Raw genomic sequence first — 15868 nt, forward strand, 5'->3', positions numbered from 1 at the left:
TGCTACGCCTCCAGAAAAGCGGTGGCCAGTGTGTTGAACAGATCCGCGCGCTCCCACTGCACCCAGTGGCCGGTGTTGGCCGCCAGGTAAAGGTCGCAGTTGGGCATGGCGTCGACCAGCATGCGACCGCCCTCGGGCCGGTTCACCTTGTCGCCGGTCCCCCAGACCACGAGCGTCGGCTGTTCGACCTTGCGCAGACGCGAGTCGCGCGTGAAGTCCATGCGCAACAGGGTGCGCAGCGCCAGCGGCCCGGACGGCCGCCGCAGCGGCGGATTCGCCACCACGGCCGGATCGAGGCTGGCCTGATAACGCGCCTCGATGAGCTCCTCGGGCACCGAATCACCGTCGAACACCAGGTATTCGCGAATGAACCGGGTGAGCTTCTCGCGGCTCGGGCCACTGCCGGTGTAGTAGTTCAGCAGCTGCTGAAGTCCGGCGGTAGGCAGTGCACGCGTGGTGCCCACACCACCGGGTCCCATGAGAATCAGCCGGTCGACCTTCTCCGGGCTGTCCATGGCCAACCGCAGCGCCGCGGCGCCGCCGTAAGAGTTGCCGATCAGATGTGCGGAGGCGATGCCGAGCTCGTCGAGCAGCCCGCCCACCGCCTGTGCGAGATCACCGAACGGGTCCGCCGGGTCGATCCACTTCGACGACTGCCCGTATCCGGGCATGTCCGGCACGATGACATGGAACCGCTGCGCCAACGCCTCGATATTGCGGGAGTAGTTCGACAACCCGGACGCCCCGGGCCCGCCACCGTGCAGCAGCACCACCGCGGACCCGGAACCGGCCTCGTTGAAGTAGATCTGCCGTCCGCCGACCCGGACCGTCCGCCCGGTGTCGACGCCCTTGTCGATGCTTGTCATCTCCGCCTCCAGAACCGATGTTGATCAAATCATCAGTTGCGATGGCATCCCTTGTCAAGACGATTCTGATAAGAGCATCAGAAATGCTGGATATTGACAGATACATCCATGCCCGGCGGCGGTGACCGGATCGAGGAGGAGACTGGTGGGCCGGCGGGCCTGGTCGCGGAGTCCTATGCCGATGCCGACCGGCATCCGCCCGTATTCGACCGGCCACCCATACGCTGCGGCCGCGGGAGTCGATCGACGCTTTGTGCGCGCATGGCGCCCCGAAGCTTCTTCCGCTCCCACCCGGCCAGTGGCGACCGGCCGGGTGGGAGCGATTCACCGCGGAAGGAGATCGTCGGAAGCCCGGGTGGCGTAGCAGGTTTCCAGTTCGCCGCACGCGTCTTCGAGACAGGAGGCCACGTCAGACGCTTGGCCCATCCGGCTACTCGGCCGCCGATCAGTCCGATCCCGACATCCAGCCTTCGGTCCCCTCACGCCTGGCGAAAGCGATCGACGGCGATGTTATTTCCCGCGGATCACGGCGACCGAGCGCTCGACCGTATAGGCGTGGGCCGCGGTGAGCACTCGGGCCTGATCTTCGATCACGGCCGACATGCCGGGCGAGGCGAGCAACTCGGTCAGGTGGTCGCGGCTGCTCGCACCTATCACGACCGCACCGTGGTAGCGGCGGTGTGTCGGATTGTCATGGGAGACACCGGGAGTCATGTGGGCGAGCGGGGTGTAGGGCAGGAAGGTATACGTCCTGAGGTCGCGGGCGTCCGCCGCGTGGAGGGCGGGACCGAGCTCGTCATGGACGAAGCGGCGGAAGGCACGGCCGCTCACGCCCCGGCGTCGCCGCAGCAGCACGGCGGTCCGATGCGGCACCGCATCGTCGTGGCCGGTGGTCCACCACCGACCACCGCCCGGACCAGTGGGCTGGCCGAGGACGCGCTGAAAAACGTTCTGCTCGTCGAGAAAAACTCCCCGCATGTGCACCGGCACGGTCAGGGCCGCGACCGCCAAGCTTCGCAGCCGCACCTCGGCGAACCCGTCCACCCGCCACACCGGGGCAACCAGCGTCCCGACCTGCGGTGTCGCCGGCCAGTACCCGTGGTCGGAGGGCGAGAACTGACGCTGGACGTACTCACGGATATGCGGATGCCGCCTGACGATCTCAGCATGCGGCCCGGCCCAGTAGGCCGTGGCGATCTCGCGCGGCATGTCGTCGCGCAACGACACCGGATACAAGGCGGAGCTCGTGCGGAGGGAACCGGTCATCGTCGAGCCTCCTTGTCGGCCAGGTCCAGCCCCGCGGCGAATCGGCCACTGCGCGTCAACGACCGTGCGCCCAACGAGATCTCCCTGCATGCCTTCTCCTAGTGATGCTTTTGTCAGATGTGACTCTAGCATCACTTCAATCAAAACTGATATCTCCATCACATTTGAGTGAGTGAGTCAGAATGCTGGAGGAGTGTGAGGTGGTCGACAGCCCGCTGAGCGAATCTCTCGAGATCGGCCCCATGCGGGGGTCACCACCACGCAGGATGAACAATCAACCCGTAATCGCCTGTGACGCTTCGGGTTCGATATCTTCCGCGAAGCGATGCTCCGCACGGGTGAATTGCAGGATGCCGTCCTCGAGTCTGTGGTGTCGGAAGGTCGGCAGGTCGCGGAGGTAGTTCATTCGCAGCCGCCAGGGGGCGCGGTCGCCGCTGATCGGGAAGTGGGCACCGCCCCGGCGGAAGTAGCCCGGAGTGAAGCCGGGGACAAACGGTGCGCGGACTGTATCAGGGTCGCGGACAGGCGTCACGCTGGTGTAAGCACGCCTGTCGAGGTGGCGCAGGAGCCGGACGACGTAATCGCACACCAGATCTGCCTTGAGCGTCCAGGATGCGTTGACGTAGCCAATGGTGAAGGCGAAGTTCGGGACGCCGGACAGCATCATCGCCTTGTAGGCCAGCCGCTTCGGGACATCGACCGGCTCTCCGTCCACGCTGAGCGCAATGCCGCCGAAAACCTGCAACTCCAAACCTGTTGCCGTCACGATGATGTCGGCGGGGACCTCGGCACCCGACGTCAACCGGATTCCCGATTCGGTGAGGGTGTCGATCCGGTCGGTGATCATCTCCAGCGCGCCGATACGGATCGCCTCGAACAGGTCGCCGTCGGGCACCAGGCACATCCGCTGATCCCACGGGTCATAGCGGGGAGTGAAGTGGGTGTCGATGTCGTATCCGTGCGGCAAGGCCGATGTTTGGCGAGCGCGCAGCCATGCCCGCGCCCGCTCGGGATACCGGCGGGAGAGTTGATAGATCGCGGTGTCGACGGCGATGCCCTTCGCCCGCAGCACTCTGTGTGCGACTCCGCGGGGAAGAATCCGTGGTAGCCAGGCGACCCAGCGGTCGCGAGCGGGCACGGACAGGATGTAGCTCGGTGAGCGCTGCACCATGCTCACCCGCGCGCCCAGCCGCCCCAGCGCGGGACCGAGGGTCATGGCGGTCGCGCCGGAACCCACGATCACGACTCGCTTGCCGGCCACATCCATATCACGCGGCCAGTGTTGCGGGTGTACGATCGGACCCGAGAAGTGTTGCCGCCCAGGAAACTTCGGCGTATAGCCGCGATCATGGCGATAGTATCCGGAGCAGCAGAACAGGAAGGACGCGGTCAGGACCACGGTTTCGCCGGTGTCGGTTCGCTCCGCGCTCACCGTCCAGCGCCGCGTCGTCGACGACCATTCGGCTGCGACCACCCGATGCCCGAATCGGATCTGCTCGCCGATTCCCTCCTCGCTCACGGTGTCGCGCAGATACGTCAGGATCGATGCCCCATCGGCGATCGACCGGTCCCCCGCCCACGGCCGGAACCGGTACCCGAGGGTGAACATGTCCGAGTCCGACCGGACGCCGGGGTACCGGAACAGGTCCCAGGTCCCCCCGATGTCGGCCCGCGCCTCCAGGATCAGGCAGCGGCGCTGCGGGAAGGCCCGCCGCAGGCGACTCGCCGCCCCGATGCCGGAGAGCCCGGCCCCGACGATCAGCACATCGACATGCTCGACAGCGTCAGCCACGGTAGGAACCCTTCGATCCGGCCTACCCCCTTTCGAATTACGACAGCCTAAACGACAGCCGACCACGCACCGGCCACGCCTGCGGGCTACTGCCTGGTAGCCAGCCACTCCCGTCGAAGCGGCTCCTCTTCCACAGCGCAAATATTTGAATATATCTTCAATAAGAAGCCCTTGCGGCTGCCGAACTAATATTGACACGTGCGTCAATATGTGGCTAGCATCACCACATCGGCCTGGTCTGTCGATCTGCCAGCACCGCCCGCCGAGTCCATGCAGCACACAGCGACCTCCCCCAACCGGCTCGACTTCCGGCGGAAGGTGCTGTTCAGAAAGGAAGACGGTGATGAACGACCCTGGCTACACGCCCGCGCCGGGCTACGGCAAGCTACTCCCCGACCCCCCGCCATTCCACGCCAGCACCTTCGGTGCGTGGTTCTTCCTGTTCTGGGCGGGCGCGGCCGTGGTGCTGATCGCCCTGCCCTGGGCCTTCAAGCGGATGCTCCGGGACCGCGACAACCTGCCGATCCTCATGCTGATCTCGGGTGCGCTCACCTCGGTCGGCGAGCCGATGCTCGACCACGTCGGTCACCTCCGCTGGGCCCACAACCTGCTCGGCCCCGCGTTCGTGAACTTCGATCTCCCGATTCCGGTGCTCATTCCGCCCTGCTACATGCTGTTCATGGGCCTCGAGTCGTACTGGGTGTGGCTGGTCATCCAGCGCGGTGTCGACGTGAAGCGCTTCTTCATGATGTTCGCGGCCATCGGCCTGAGCGACGCGATCATGGAACACCCCGGGCTGATGCTGAACACGTACGAGTACTACGGTCCGCAGCCGCTGAAGTTCTACAAGTTCCCGTTCTACTGGTCGTTCACGAACGCGGTCGCGATCACCACCATCGCCGTTGTCGTGCATTTCGTTTGGCCGCTGGTCCGCGAAAAGGGCTGGAAGCAGGTCTACATCATTCCGATCGGCCTCATCGCCACCACCGCAGGCGAATTCGGCTCCGGTTTCCCGGTGTTCCTGGCCATCAACGCGAACATCCCGACCTGGCTGCAGTGGGCGATCGGCTGCCTCACGGTGCCGCTGTCGCTGCTGTGGACGCGCATGCTGGCCGACCTGGTCTGCACGGAGAAGTCGGTGCCGTGGACCTTCTGGGGCCTGTTCAAGTCGCGATTCATGACGCCGAAGCAACGCGAGGCGTACATGGACCGCATCGGATGGGACGACGGCTATCGACCACAGCTGCCGACCTGGCCGCCGAACCACTGGCGGGCAAAGCAGGAGCAGACGGTCGCATCGTCCGAGGTGCGTTCGGCCGATGAGGTGGCGCCGGTCCGGGCCTGACATCGCCGTCCGAACAGAACAAGCGTGGTGTCGCATCCGAAGTGGGTGCGGCACCATGCTTTTCGACTATTTCCACGATTGACGAGGTAGTGGTGACAGCAACACACGACACGGTCCTGGTGACACGAGACGGCGCAGTCCTGGTCGTGACCTTCAATCGGCCGCAGCGGCTCAATGCCTTCACACTCGAAGACCTGCGCCGAACCGCGGAGGTCCTCGCCGATGCCGCACAGGATTCGACCGTCCGGACCATTGTGCTCACCGGCGCCGGCCGCGCCTTCAGCGCAGGCGCCGATCTGGGTGATCAGCAGGACCAGAAGCCCGCGTTGGCGATGCTGGATGCCGCCAATGACGTGGCGCGCGCGATCCGTGCCACGCCGCAGCCGATCGTGGCCGCGGTCAACGGACCGGCGATCGGTGTGGGCTGTTCGTTGGCCCTGGCCGCCGACATCGTCGTGGCCCGCGAGTCATCGTATTTCCTGCTCCCGTTCACGGATCTGGGTCTCATGCCCGACGGCGGCGCGACCGCGCTGCTCCCGGCTGCCGTCGGCCGCGCCCGAGCCATCCGGCTCACACTGCTCGCCGAGCGCCTACCAGCGGCCACAGCTCACGACTGGGGATTGATCTCCTTCGTCACCGCCGAGACCGATTTCGAGGACAAGGTCGCCGACATCGTGGCGAAGCTGGCATCGGGGCCGTCCGCCGCGTACGCGCACCTCAAACGCGCCCTCGATGCGGGCGCGCTGGCCGGGTTCGAGCAGGCCCTCGAAACCGAACGGGCCGGACAGGAGATCCTCTCCGGCACAGCCGATTTCACGGAGGGTGTGGACGCGTTCCGGCAGCGGCGCAAGCCGCGTTTCAGCGGCCAGTAGCGCCTACCAGAGCGCGCCCGCGAGCAGGTCGACGAACTGGTCCACCACCGATTCGAGCTGCTCGTGGCTGCCGACGAATCCCGCGTACATGCTCATCCCCCACATCACGGCGATCAGCATTTCGGTGATGGCGCGCAGGTCCGCATCCGGGCGGACCGTACCGTCCGCCACCGCGTCCTCGAGCGACGCCATGATGAATGAGCGGAGATCGTCGAGCTGTCCCAGCGCCCGGTCCCGGAACTCGGGGTTCCGGAACGAATCGAACAGCGACGCGGCGATGAAGCGCGCGAGCGTCCGATCCTCCGAGTCGATCTGCACGGCGGCCCGGAGAAAAGCCGAAAGGCGTTCGATCAGACCGCCTTCCAGCTCGGCTTCGCCGAGCCCGACCGCCACGACGCTGTCCCGGGTCGATTCGAACAGCGTCTGATACAGCTCATCCTTGCTGTGGAAGTAGTGGTTCACATTGGTGCGCGTGACATCGGCCCGCTCGGCGATGTCCTTGAAGGTCGCACTCTCGAAACCGACCTCACTGAACACTTCACGTGCCGCATGCAGAATGCGTTCCCGGGTATCCGAACCACTCGACCCGGACGGGCGGCCTCGCCCCCTGCGTTGTGCGCGCGCCACCTCGACCACGATTTCCTGCCACCTCGCATCCTGTACGCACACCGATGCCGGCCAGTTTACCGAGGCCGAAGGGGACCGGGTCCGGGCTCGCCGCAGGGCGAGCTCCCCGTAGCGGTTTAACTTATATTAAAATAACCCCGTGACCGATATCATCGAACAACCCGAGGACTGGATCGAGCCGGGACCACACCCGGTGGCACACGCCGTGCACCGGATCCCGCTGCCGCTCCCCCTCGACGGGTTGGCCGCGGTCAACGCCTATCTCCTGGAGGGCGAGAGCGGCCTGATTCTCATCGATCCCGGCTGGGCCGGCCCGACGACCGAGCAGGCCATGACCGCCGCTCTGCGGGTGTTGGGCTACCGGCTCGACGATGTGGCCGTGTGCCTGGCCACCCATCACCACTGGGACCATTACACGCAGGCCTACGCCTGGCGGTCGACCATTGGCAGCACATTGTTCGTCGGCGCGCAGGAGCGGCACAGCATCGCGGATTTCGATGCCACGAGCAGCCGGTTCCCGAATCATTCGACGCTCCTCATGCGCTGCGGCGCACCGAATCTCGCACGGCGGCTGTCCACCCGTTCGGCTCCGGCGCACGAAGTCGGCGTCCCTTTCGGCGCTCCCGACGGCTGGCTCGAGCACGGTGATCGGATAGCGCTCGCCCACGGTGCACTGGAGGTGGTGGCGACACCCGGGCACACCCGCGGTCACGTCGTTTTTCATCACCGGGAGCTGAACGTGCTGTTTTCCGGCGATCACGTCCTGCCGAGCATCACGCCGTCCATCGGGTTCGAATTGGCTCCCGAGCCACAGCCGCTGCGTTCGTTCCTGGCGTCGCTGCGGCTGGTCCGGGACCGCCCGGACGCCGCGCTGCTCCCCTCACACGGCCCGGTCACCTCGAGCACCCACAGCCGAATCGATGCTCTGCTCGAACACCACAGGGGCCGCCTCGATCAGGTGTCCGAGGAGGTCGCGGCGGGCCACGCCACCGCGTACGAGGTGGCGCGCGCCCTGCGGTGGACTCGCCGGTCCCGGCACCTGGACGATCTTCCGCTCGATCACCAACTGTCGGCGATCACCGAGATCGACGCCCACCTGGACGTTCTCACTCACCTGGGAAGACTGGCCCACGACGATGCCGGGCCGGCGCGCCGCTATTCCATCGCCGGCTGAATTGGAAAGCGATCGGCGATCCGGCGCACCACGAGCTCGGCCGTCTCGGCGCACGCGGTGGTGCCGCCATTGGCGTACTCCTTGACCGCGTCGCCGACATTCCACAGGTTCGCGATCGGCGTGGTGTTCGGCAGATCGAAGCCGGCGACGGCGCGCTGGGGCGGCCAGCCGTCCCGGGTGATCACGGTCGACAGGATGCGCGCATCGTCGAATCCCGGAATCTGTTCGCGCAGATCCTGCATCAGCAACGCGACCTCGGCGACCTCGTCGAACGAGCCGACGGCGGGCTTCGGCACGGATGTTCCGACATAGAGATGCCACCCGGCGGGCGCCATCTCCGGGCAGGTCTCGGTGAAGTTCGCAACGTAGCAGAGCCGCCGGGTGCTGGCGAAGCTCAACATGCCCGGCGCGGTGATCAGCGGGGTCCGGCTGGCGAAATTCACGGTGACCATGGCGCAGGGCCGGTCACCGCGGCGGACGAGCTCGCGATAGTCTCCGGGAAAGTGTTCCGCGCCAACCAATTCCACCGTCGCGGCCGGACCGATATCGCTCACCGCGAAGGCCGCGTCGATCTCGATCCGTTCGCCGGTCTCCCGCTCGATGACCGCACCGGCGATCGCCCCGTCCTGGACGCGCAGCGATCGGACCTCGCTCGACAGCCAGATCTCGCCACCCCCGGCGACGATCGTGTCGGCCAGCGATCGCCAGATGCCAATGGTGCCGTCCGGACAGAAGCCGAACTTCTTGAAAGCGCTCTTGCGCGTGAAATAGGTGAGGAACACCCGCGCCGGGAGTTCCTCCGAGCCGACCGCGAACACCGATCCGCACATATTGCGGAAGATGCCGTGCACCGCTTCGTTATTGGTGTACTTCGCCACCCACTGCGCGGTCGAGAGTTCGTCCTCCGGCAGTCCGTCGTCCTTGCGAGCGGCGCCGATACCCTTCGCCAGCTGCGCGCCGCGCCGCGTGAGCTTGGACAGCAGGAACCCCCACCCACCGCTGGTCACGTCCACGTCCTTCCCGCCGATCCGGTAGAGAATCGGCGGATTCGGCTGCCGGACATCGAATTTCGCGCCGACCTCCTCGAACGTGCGCTGGGTGACGCCGTCCACCTCGATGACGATGGCCCCGTTGTTGACCTTGAAGCCGTCGAGGTCGTAGGTCGACGCGCGCCCGCCCACCCGGTCCAGCCGCTCCACCACCAGGGTGCGGTAGCCCAGATGGGTGAGCCGGGCCGCGGCGCACAGCCCGCCGGCCCCGGCCCCGACGACCAGCGCATCGAAACGATGAGTGCGATCGACCATCATCAGTCCTTTCCCTCCGCGCCGTCTCAATACGACTGCGGTAAGCCGAGGCTCGTGTGAGCCACGAAATTGAGCACCATCTCGCGGCTCACCGGCGCGGTGCGCATCAGCCGCGTGATGAACCAGAGGTCGGTGAGTCCGTACTCCAGCGACAGCCCGTTCCCGCCATGGGTTTGAATCGCCTGATCCAATGCCTTCAGACCCGCTTCCGCGGCAGCGAATTTCGCGATGTTCGCCGCATCCGCGGCAGGCCGCCCGCTGTCGAGCAGTTCGGCCGCGCGCGCTGCGGCCAGCCGGGCCAGCTCGACCGCGATATAGGACTCGGCCAAGGGGTGTGCTATGCCCTGGTGCGCGCCGATCGGCGTGGACCACACCGTGCGCACCGAGGCGTAGGCCCGGGCCTTGTCCAGCGCGTACCGGCCGACGCCATTGCAGATCGCCGCCGCCAGAATCCGTTCCGGATTCAGTCCGGAGAACACCTGCCGCAGACCGTTGCCCGCCGCGCCGATCAACGCGTCAGGGCCGACTCGCACGTCATCCAGAAACACCGTGAACTGCTTGTCCGGGGAAACCAGTGCCGTCGGCAATGGCTGCAGGGTCACCCCCGGCGCATCGGTCGGCACAACCAGCAGCGAAAGTGGTTGCCTGCCATCGGATACCGGATTGCCATCGCGAACCACCAACAGCATGGCGTCGCAGTCGTCCACCGCCGAGATGAAATACTTACCACCGGATACGATCCAGCCCTCGCCATCCTTGCGCGCCGTGGTGCGCACATTGTGACTATTGGATCCCGCGTCGGGCTCGGTGAGCGCGAAGGCCATCTTCCGGGTGCCCGCCGCGATTCCGGGCAACCAGGCTCGTTTCATCTCGGCGGACCCGTGCGCCGCCAGGATCGACCCGCAAATGGCCGGAGAGATGACCGAGATCAGCAGCGGCAGGCCGTGCGCGGCAAGCTCTTCGACGACAATATTGAGCTCGGAAAGCCCGGCCCCACCGCCGCCGTACTCCTCCGGCAGGTGAACACCGAGCAGGCCGGCGGCACCGAGCTCCGCCCACAATTCGCCGATCCCGCCACCATTGCGCGAGCGTTCGGAGTAATACGACGGCCCGTACTTCGCGGCGATCTTGCCGACGCTTTCCCGAAGCAGCCGATGCTCGTCGCTGTCGATCAGGAGTCCATTCATCCTTCAGTTCCCCTCGAATTTCGGTGCGGTCTTGTTCACGAAGCCATGGACGGCGCGGGCGGTGTCGATGGTGCGCGCGGTGCGGGACAGCGCATCGATCTCCGCGGTCAGCTGCTCGGGCAGCGACGTCGACCAGGAATCCCGCAGCAGCCGCCGGACCTCCCCGAACGCGCGGGTGGGTCCGTCCGCCAGCGTCCGCGCTACGTCCAGGGCCCGGCCCTCGAGCGCCTCGGGCGGCACGACTTCCGACACCAGACCCCAGTCCAGCGCTTCATCGGCGGTCAATACCCGATTCCGGAAGTAGAGTTCGGTGGCGCGGCGCATACCGACCAGGCGGGGCAGGAACCACGAATTCCCGCCGTCCCCGGACAATCCCAGGGCCGCGAAGCCAGTGGCGAATTTCGTTCCGGCAGCGGCGAGTGCGATATCGGCGCTGTACAGCAATCCCAGTCCGCCACCCGCGACCGCACCGTGCACCGCCGCCACCACCGGCACCTCGAGGGCGTTCAGCAGGCGCAGTGACTCGTGGTACGGAGTGACCATGCAGCGCAGCAGATCCGGCAGCTCCGCCGGGTCGGTGGCGGCGAACAGCTCGATGTCACCGCCGACGGTGAAGGCCGGGCCCGCCCCGCTGATCAGCACCGCGCGGATATCGTCGCGGTCCGCGCAGCGCTGGGCGGCCTCGCAGAGCTCCTCCGCCAGCGCGAGATCGATCGCATTGCGGTGGCCGGGACGATCCAGCGTGATCCGCGCGACGGCGGCCTCGACGGTGAGCCGCACGCTGCCGAGTTCGCGATGGACCGGCTCGCCGAGGGCCGCCCGCCATCGGGCACTGTCGGTCATCTGGACCAGGCCGATGATTCGATCGCCGGAGAACGACAAGATGTGCACGAATCCGGCGTCCAGTACGCCACCTCCGGCGCGGGCTGTGCCGGTGTAGCGGCCTGTCACCATGAGCCGGCCGCCATCGAGTGCGGTGAATCCGGCGGGTTCGGCTCTGGCGGCGAAGTGTTGAGCGATCTTGCCCCAGAAGCCTTTTCGCATCGCTTCGGGTCCGCGGTAGTCACCGCCGAGTCCCAACGGCAACCCGGCTGTCGTCCGACCCTCGAAGTCCGGGTGCAACAGCCGGTCCAGGCCCGCGCGGTCGCCTTCGGCCAGGCACCGGTACAGCTCGGCGGCTCGATCCACTGCGTCCTGATTCACCGATGCATCACTCCTCTGTGTCGCATAATCTAACGTAAAGTAGATATTAGCAACACGTCAACAGGTTTCCGGAAACTCCCCGAGTGGGCCCCGGTCCGCCGCGAGAGCGACAGCCGGGCAACGCATTACGCCGATCGAGCTCGCCGCGTGACATTCGGGACCAGCGGATGGTGGGCGAACCCGGCCGCCTGCGCGACCCGGGAGAACCCGAGGAATTTGCGCCGCACCAGTGCCGCGGCGCGACTGTCCGGGCGCCAGCGACCGGCCGGCGCGATCGCGGTGACGGACCGGGCTCGACCACGCGCGGCGAGCTCGAGGGCCAGCCAGCCACCCAGCGAATTCCCCGCCGACAGGCCGACACTCCATCGCATAATGCAGATTCAAAATAGACGCAAGGTTCGACCGCGCAGCAGTCAAGATCGGCGAGCCAACTGATTTTCCATACCGCGGCTGCCATATAGTTGAACGGTGGCTAGAAAATCACGGGCGGAGTCGACACCGGAAGATACGCAGGCAGCCGAGTCGAAGGCCGCCAAGACACGTCGACGCATCCTCGACGCGGCAGCGCATGTCCTGAGCGTGAAGGGGTACTCCGGAACCCGCCTCAGCGATGTCGCCGAGTACGCCGAGATCCAGGCGCCCGCGATCTACTACTACTTCCCGTCCCGGGAGGACCTCATCGAAGAGGTCATGTGGAGCGGCATCGCCGAGATGGTCAAGCATCTCCAGTCGGTCCTGGACGAGGTTCCCAGCGATGTGTCCCCGCTGGATCGGATCATGATCGCGATCGATGCGCACCTGCGGCACGAACTCGACCTGTCCGACTACGCGACGGCCTCCATTCGCAACACGGGGCAGATTCCCGAGCACGTGCGCGCCCGCCAGCTCGCCGAGGAGGCCAACTACGGTGCGATCTGGCGCAAGCTGATCAAGGATGCCGCCGCCGAAGGGCAGGTGCGCGGCGATCTGGATCTGCATGTCACCCAGATGCTCATCATGGGTTCGCTGAACTGGGCCGCCGAGTGGTGGACGCCGCGCCGAGGATCACTCGAGACCGTGATCCGGACGGCACAGTCGTTGATTCGCAATGGAATCGCCACGCCCGGCTCGGTCGAGGAGACCTCGCCCCCGCGGCGCAGGCGCGCACCGCGGAAGGCCGTGGCCCGGGCCGACACCGCGTAGTCTCCGCCGACACCGCGTAGCCTGCGCCGAACCACGTAGCGCGGGTCAGCGTTCGATGCGCAGCGCCTCGGTCGGGCATCCCTGAATCGCCTCTTCGACGGCCTTGAGCTCGTCGCCGGCAATGTCCTCCTTCAGCAGTACCAGGTCGCCGCTGTCATCGACCTCGAAGAAGGCCGGCGCGAGCGATTCACAGATGCCCAGGCCCGTGCACTTGCTGCGGTCCACGACCACCTTCATTACTGCCTCCTCCGGCTGGATTCGATCCGGGTGTGCGGGTGCGGTCCGTACCGCCGCCCGCCGCGCTCCCGGGTGCTATCTTTTGAATCGAAGATAAATTAGATTCCCGATCCGGTCAACCGGCGGGAACCCGAGATGGAGGACGTGAACATGGACCTCGGACTCTCCGGCGCGCGTGTGCTCGTGACGGGCGGCGGATCGAACATCGGTCGCGGTATCGTCCACGGTTTCGCCGGCGAAGGCAGCCGCATCGTCATCGCCGATATCGACGGCGAGCAGGCCGAGAAGGTTCGCCTGGAGGCACTCGAATTGGGCGCCGCGGCAGCGGAAGTCGTCGCGGACGACCTCACCTCCCCCGCGGCCGCCGGCCGCGCCGTGCAAGCGGCGGTCGACGCCTGGGGCGGCTTGGACGCACTGGTCAACAATGCCGGGTGGAGCAGGCCCGGATTCCTGACCGAGGACACCGATCCGGCCCTGTGGCAGCGCACGGTGGAGGTCAATCTGTTCACCGCAATCGCCGCCACCCAGGCCGCCTTGGCCCCGATGATCGAGGCCCGGCGCGGCTCGATCGTCTTCATCGCCAGCGATGCCGCGTTCGGCCAGATCCGCCAGGGCATCTACGGCGCGACGAAGGCCGCCATGATCGCACTGGCCCGGACCACCGCGAAGGAGCAGGGACGCAACGGAATTCGCTCGAACATCGTCTGTCCCGGCCTGGTGGTACCCGAGGGGCCCGAGGCGGTGGGCCAGGACAGCCTCTGGGCGGTGGGCAATGACGCGGTCTTCAATAAGAAGCAGATCGATTTCCTGCTCAAGGACATTCCGCTGCGCCGCCTGACGACGGCCGCCGACGTGGCCAATTCGGTGCTGTGGCTGTCCTCGGAGCACGCGGCCCGCCAGGTCACCGGCCAGCTGTTCTCCGTGAGCGGCGGGTACACGATGCCATGACCGCCGACCGGTACTCCCCCGCCCCGATGAACGCGACCAGGGATCGCATTCTCGGCGCGGCCGCCTACGTGCTGAGCCGGCGCGGCGTGGCGGGCACGCGCCTCGCCGATATCGCCGCGCACGCGCAACTTCGCACTCCGGCCGTCTACTACTACTTCCGGTCCCGCGACGACCTGATCGAAGAGGTGATGCGCGAGGGTCAGCAGCGGGTTCGGAAGCATGTGGAACAGGCGATCGCCGCCCAGCCGCCGGACATTCCGGCCCTCGCCCTGCTCGACGCCGCGGTCGAGGCCCACCTGCGCATCGAGTTGGACATGTCGGATTTCGCGTCGGCGGTCACCCGCAACGCCGGGCAGTTACCGCCCGCGATGCGGGATTCCCTGCGCCAGGAGAGCGCCGCCTACCACGCCCTGTGGCGCGGCCTGCTGGAGCGGCTCGGCGACGCCGGAGCGCTGCGTCCGGGGCTCGATATCGGAATCGCCCGGATGCTCGTGATCGGCGCGCTCAACTGGACCGCCGAATGGTGGAATCCGGAACAGGATTCGCTCGACCACCTGGTCGCCACCGCGCAATCGATCGTGCGCCACAGCCTGTCTCCATCCGAAGGCACTCGATCCCGGATCGCGTGACCCGGGTCGTCCGGAGCGCATTGCACGCTGTACAAATTTGAGTCTATATTAAATTAATTCGCTCGACCATCAGGAGACACTCATGCCCGAGGCGTACATCATCGATGCCGTTCGCACCGCGGTTGGCAAACGTGGCGGCGGCTTCGCCCGGTCGCATCCGGCCGATATGGCGGCCCATGTGATCAAGACCGTGGTGGGCCGCAACGACTTCGACCCGGCCGATATCGACGACGTGATTCTCGGCTGCCTCGACAACATCGGTTCGCAGGCCGGCGACATCGCCCGGACCGCCGCGCTGGCCGCCGGTCTGCCCGAGTCGGTTCCGGGTGTCACGATCGACCGCCAGTGCGGTTCCGCCCAGCAGGCCGTGCATTTCGCGGCGCAGGCGGTGATGAGCGGCACCAGCGATCTCATCGTCGCCGGTGGGGTGCAGAAGATGAGCCAGTACCCGATCCTGTGCGCCTTCCAGGCGGGCGAGCCGTTCGGTTCGTCGGATCCGTGGACCGGCTGCGAGGGCTGGGAGTCCCGCTACGGCACCCAGGAGATCTCGCAGTTCCGCGGTGCGGAGATGATCGCGGAGCACTGGAATCTGAGCCGCGAGGCCAATGAGGAGTTCGCCCTCGAGAGCCACCACCGGGCGCTGCGGGCGATCGACGCGGGCTACTTCACCCGCGAAATCACCGAATTCGCAGGCATTTCCGTCGATGAGGGCCCGCGACGCGACACCTCCCTGGAGAAGCTGGCCCAGCTGAAGACGCTGCGCGAGGGCGGTCGGCTGACCGCGGGTGTCGCGAGCCAGATCTCCGACGGCTCGGCCGCGCTGCTGATCGCCTCCGAAGCCGCCGTGGAGCGCTACGGCTTCACGCCGCGTGCGCGCATCCACCACATGTCGGTGCGCGGCGCGGATCCGGTGATGCTGCTCAGCGCGCCCATCCCCGCCACCCAGCACGCCCTGAAGCGAGCCGGCATGAGCATCGACGACATCGACGCCGTCGAGATCAACGAGGCGTTCGCGCCGGTCGTGCTCGCCTGGCTCGCCGAGATCGGCGCCGACCCGGCCAAGGTCAACCCGAACGGCGGCGCCATCGCGCTCGGCCACCCGATCGGCTGCACTGGCGCCCGTCTCATGACCTCGCTGCTGCACGAACTCGAGCGCACCGGCGGCCGTTTCGGTCTGCAGACCATGTGCGAGGGCGGCGGCCAGGCCAACGTCACCATTATCGAAAGGCTCTGAAC

The 15868-nt window shown here is 66.7% G+C and carries 15 protein-coding genes and 1 pseudogene; 7 read left to right on the top strand and 9 right to left on the bottom strand.

From position 1 onward, the window contains the following. Window positions 1-2: 2 nt before the first annotated feature. From ACFXIV_RS27305 to ACFXIV_RS27315, 3 genes are all read right to left on the bottom strand, one after another. Entirely contained in the window at window positions 3-866 is an 864-nt protein-coding gene (locus ACFXIV_RS27305; protein WP_379399053.1) for an alpha/beta fold hydrolase, read from the bottom strand. A 510-nt stretch (window positions 867-1376) separates the two neighbouring features. Further along, complete coding sequence (locus tag ACFXIV_RS27310) at window positions 1377-2132, bottom strand: hypothetical protein (RefSeq protein ID WP_379399054.1); 756 nt, start codon at window positions 2130-2132, stop codon at window positions 1377-1379. A 274-nt stretch (window positions 2133-2406) separates the two neighbouring features. After that, window positions 2407-3924: a flavin-containing monooxygenase gene (locus ACFXIV_RS27315; RefSeq protein WP_379399055.1), complete on the bottom strand. Its 1518-nt coding sequence runs from the start codon at window positions 3922-3924 to the stop codon at window positions 2407-2409. Between the two features lie 343 nt (window positions 3925-4267). Between ACFXIV_RS27315 and ACFXIV_RS27320 the strand changes: the two genes are divergently transcribed. Both ACFXIV_RS27320 and ACFXIV_RS27325 read left to right on the top strand, forming a co-directional pair. Next, window positions 4268-5269 carry a hypothetical protein gene (locus ACFXIV_RS27320; protein ID WP_379399056.1) on the top strand — a complete coding sequence of 334 codons (1002 nt, stop codon included), beginning with the start codon at window positions 4268-4270 and terminating at the stop codon, window positions 5267-5269. A 92-nt stretch (window positions 5270-5361) separates the two neighbouring features. Continuing rightward, a complete protein-coding gene (locus ACFXIV_RS27325) occupies window positions 5362-6141 on the top strand; it encodes an enoyl-CoA hydratase (RefSeq protein ID WP_379399057.1) in 780 nt (259 codons plus the stop codon). A gap of 3 nt (window positions 6142-6144) precedes the next feature. Here the strand turns inward: ACFXIV_RS27325 and ACFXIV_RS27330 are convergent, their stop codons facing one another. Continuing rightward, the gene (locus ACFXIV_RS27330; RefSeq protein WP_379421344.1) at window positions 6145-6810 is read right to left on the bottom strand and encodes a TetR/AcrR family transcriptional regulator; all 666 of its coding nucleotides are present in this window, start codon (window positions 6808-6810) and stop codon (window positions 6145-6147) included. A 97-nt stretch (window positions 6811-6907) separates the two neighbouring features. On the opposite strand from ACFXIV_RS27330, the gene ACFXIV_RS27335 reads away from it, so the two are divergent. After that, window positions 6908-7942, top strand: coding sequence for an MBL fold metallo-hydrolase (locus ACFXIV_RS27335; RefSeq protein WP_379399059.1), 1035 nt, complete (start codon window positions 6908-6910; stop codon window positions 7940-7942). On the opposite strand, the gene ACFXIV_RS27340 is transcribed toward ACFXIV_RS27335, so the two are convergent. The 4 genes and pseudogenes from ACFXIV_RS27340 to ACFXIV_RS27355 all read right to left on the bottom strand — a co-directional run. Continuing rightward, window positions 7924-9246 (bottom strand): phytoene desaturase family protein, encoded by a 1323-nt coding sequence (locus ACFXIV_RS27340; RefSeq protein ID WP_379399060.1) that lies wholly within the window; start codon window positions 9244-9246, stop codon window positions 7924-7926. The genes ACFXIV_RS27335 and ACFXIV_RS27340 overlap by 19 nt on opposite strands. A 26-nt stretch (window positions 9247-9272) precedes the next feature. After that, the gene (locus ACFXIV_RS27345; protein ID WP_379399061.1) at window positions 9273-10433 is read right to left on the bottom strand and encodes an acyl-CoA dehydrogenase family protein; all 1161 of its coding nucleotides are present in this window, start codon (window positions 10431-10433) and stop codon (window positions 9273-9275) included. 3 nt (window positions 10434-10436) lie between these two features. Then, complete coding sequence (locus ACFXIV_RS27350; RefSeq protein WP_379399062.1) at window positions 10437-11636, bottom strand: enoyl-CoA hydratase-related protein; 1200 nt, start codon at window positions 11634-11636, stop codon at window positions 10437-10439. 250 nt (window positions 11637-11886) lie between these two features. Beyond that, window positions 11887-12007 (bottom strand): annotated as a pseudogene (locus tag ACFXIV_RS27355) (alpha/beta hydrolase); the annotation flags it as partial. Window positions 12008-12104: 97 nt separating this feature from the next. Between ACFXIV_RS27355 and ACFXIV_RS27360 the strand changes: the two are divergent. Next, a complete protein-coding gene (locus tag ACFXIV_RS27360) occupies window positions 12105-12818 on the top strand; it encodes a TetR/AcrR family transcriptional regulator (protein ID WP_379399063.1) in 714 nt (237 codons plus the stop codon). Window positions 12819-12863: 45 nt separating this feature from the next. Here ACFXIV_RS27360 and ACFXIV_RS27365 read toward each other — a convergent pair whose 3' ends face one another. Next, entirely contained in the window at window positions 12864-13055 is a 192-nt protein-coding gene (locus tag ACFXIV_RS27365; RefSeq protein ID WP_379399064.1) for a ferredoxin, read from the bottom strand. A gap of 150 nt (window positions 13056-13205) precedes the next feature. On the opposite strand from ACFXIV_RS27365, the gene ACFXIV_RS27370 reads away from it, so the two are divergent. From ACFXIV_RS27370 to ACFXIV_RS27380, 3 genes are all read left to right on the top strand, one after another. Further along, the gene (locus ACFXIV_RS27370) at window positions 13206-14003 is read left to right on the top strand and encodes an SDR family NAD(P)-dependent oxidoreductase (protein ID WP_379399248.1); all 798 of its coding nucleotides are present in this window, start codon (window positions 13206-13208) and stop codon (window positions 14001-14003) included. Then, complete coding sequence (locus ACFXIV_RS27375) at window positions 14000-14632, top strand: TetR/AcrR family transcriptional regulator (protein WP_379399065.1); 633 nt, start codon at window positions 14000-14002, stop codon at window positions 14630-14632. Before ACFXIV_RS27370 ends, ACFXIV_RS27375 begins: the two co-directional genes overlap by 4 nt. 82 nt (window positions 14633-14714) lie before the next feature. After that, the gene (locus ACFXIV_RS27380; RefSeq protein WP_379399066.1) at window positions 14715-15866 is read left to right on the top strand and encodes an acetyl-CoA C-acetyltransferase; all 1152 of its coding nucleotides are present in this window, start codon (window positions 14715-14717) and stop codon (window positions 15864-15866) included. Window positions 15867-15868 lie beyond the last annotated feature (2 nt).

This window comes from Nocardia sp. NPDC059236 (assembly GCF_042754085.1).
Taxonomy (GTDB): domain Bacteria; phylum Actinomycetota; class Actinomycetes; order Mycobacteriales; family Mycobacteriaceae; genus Nocardia.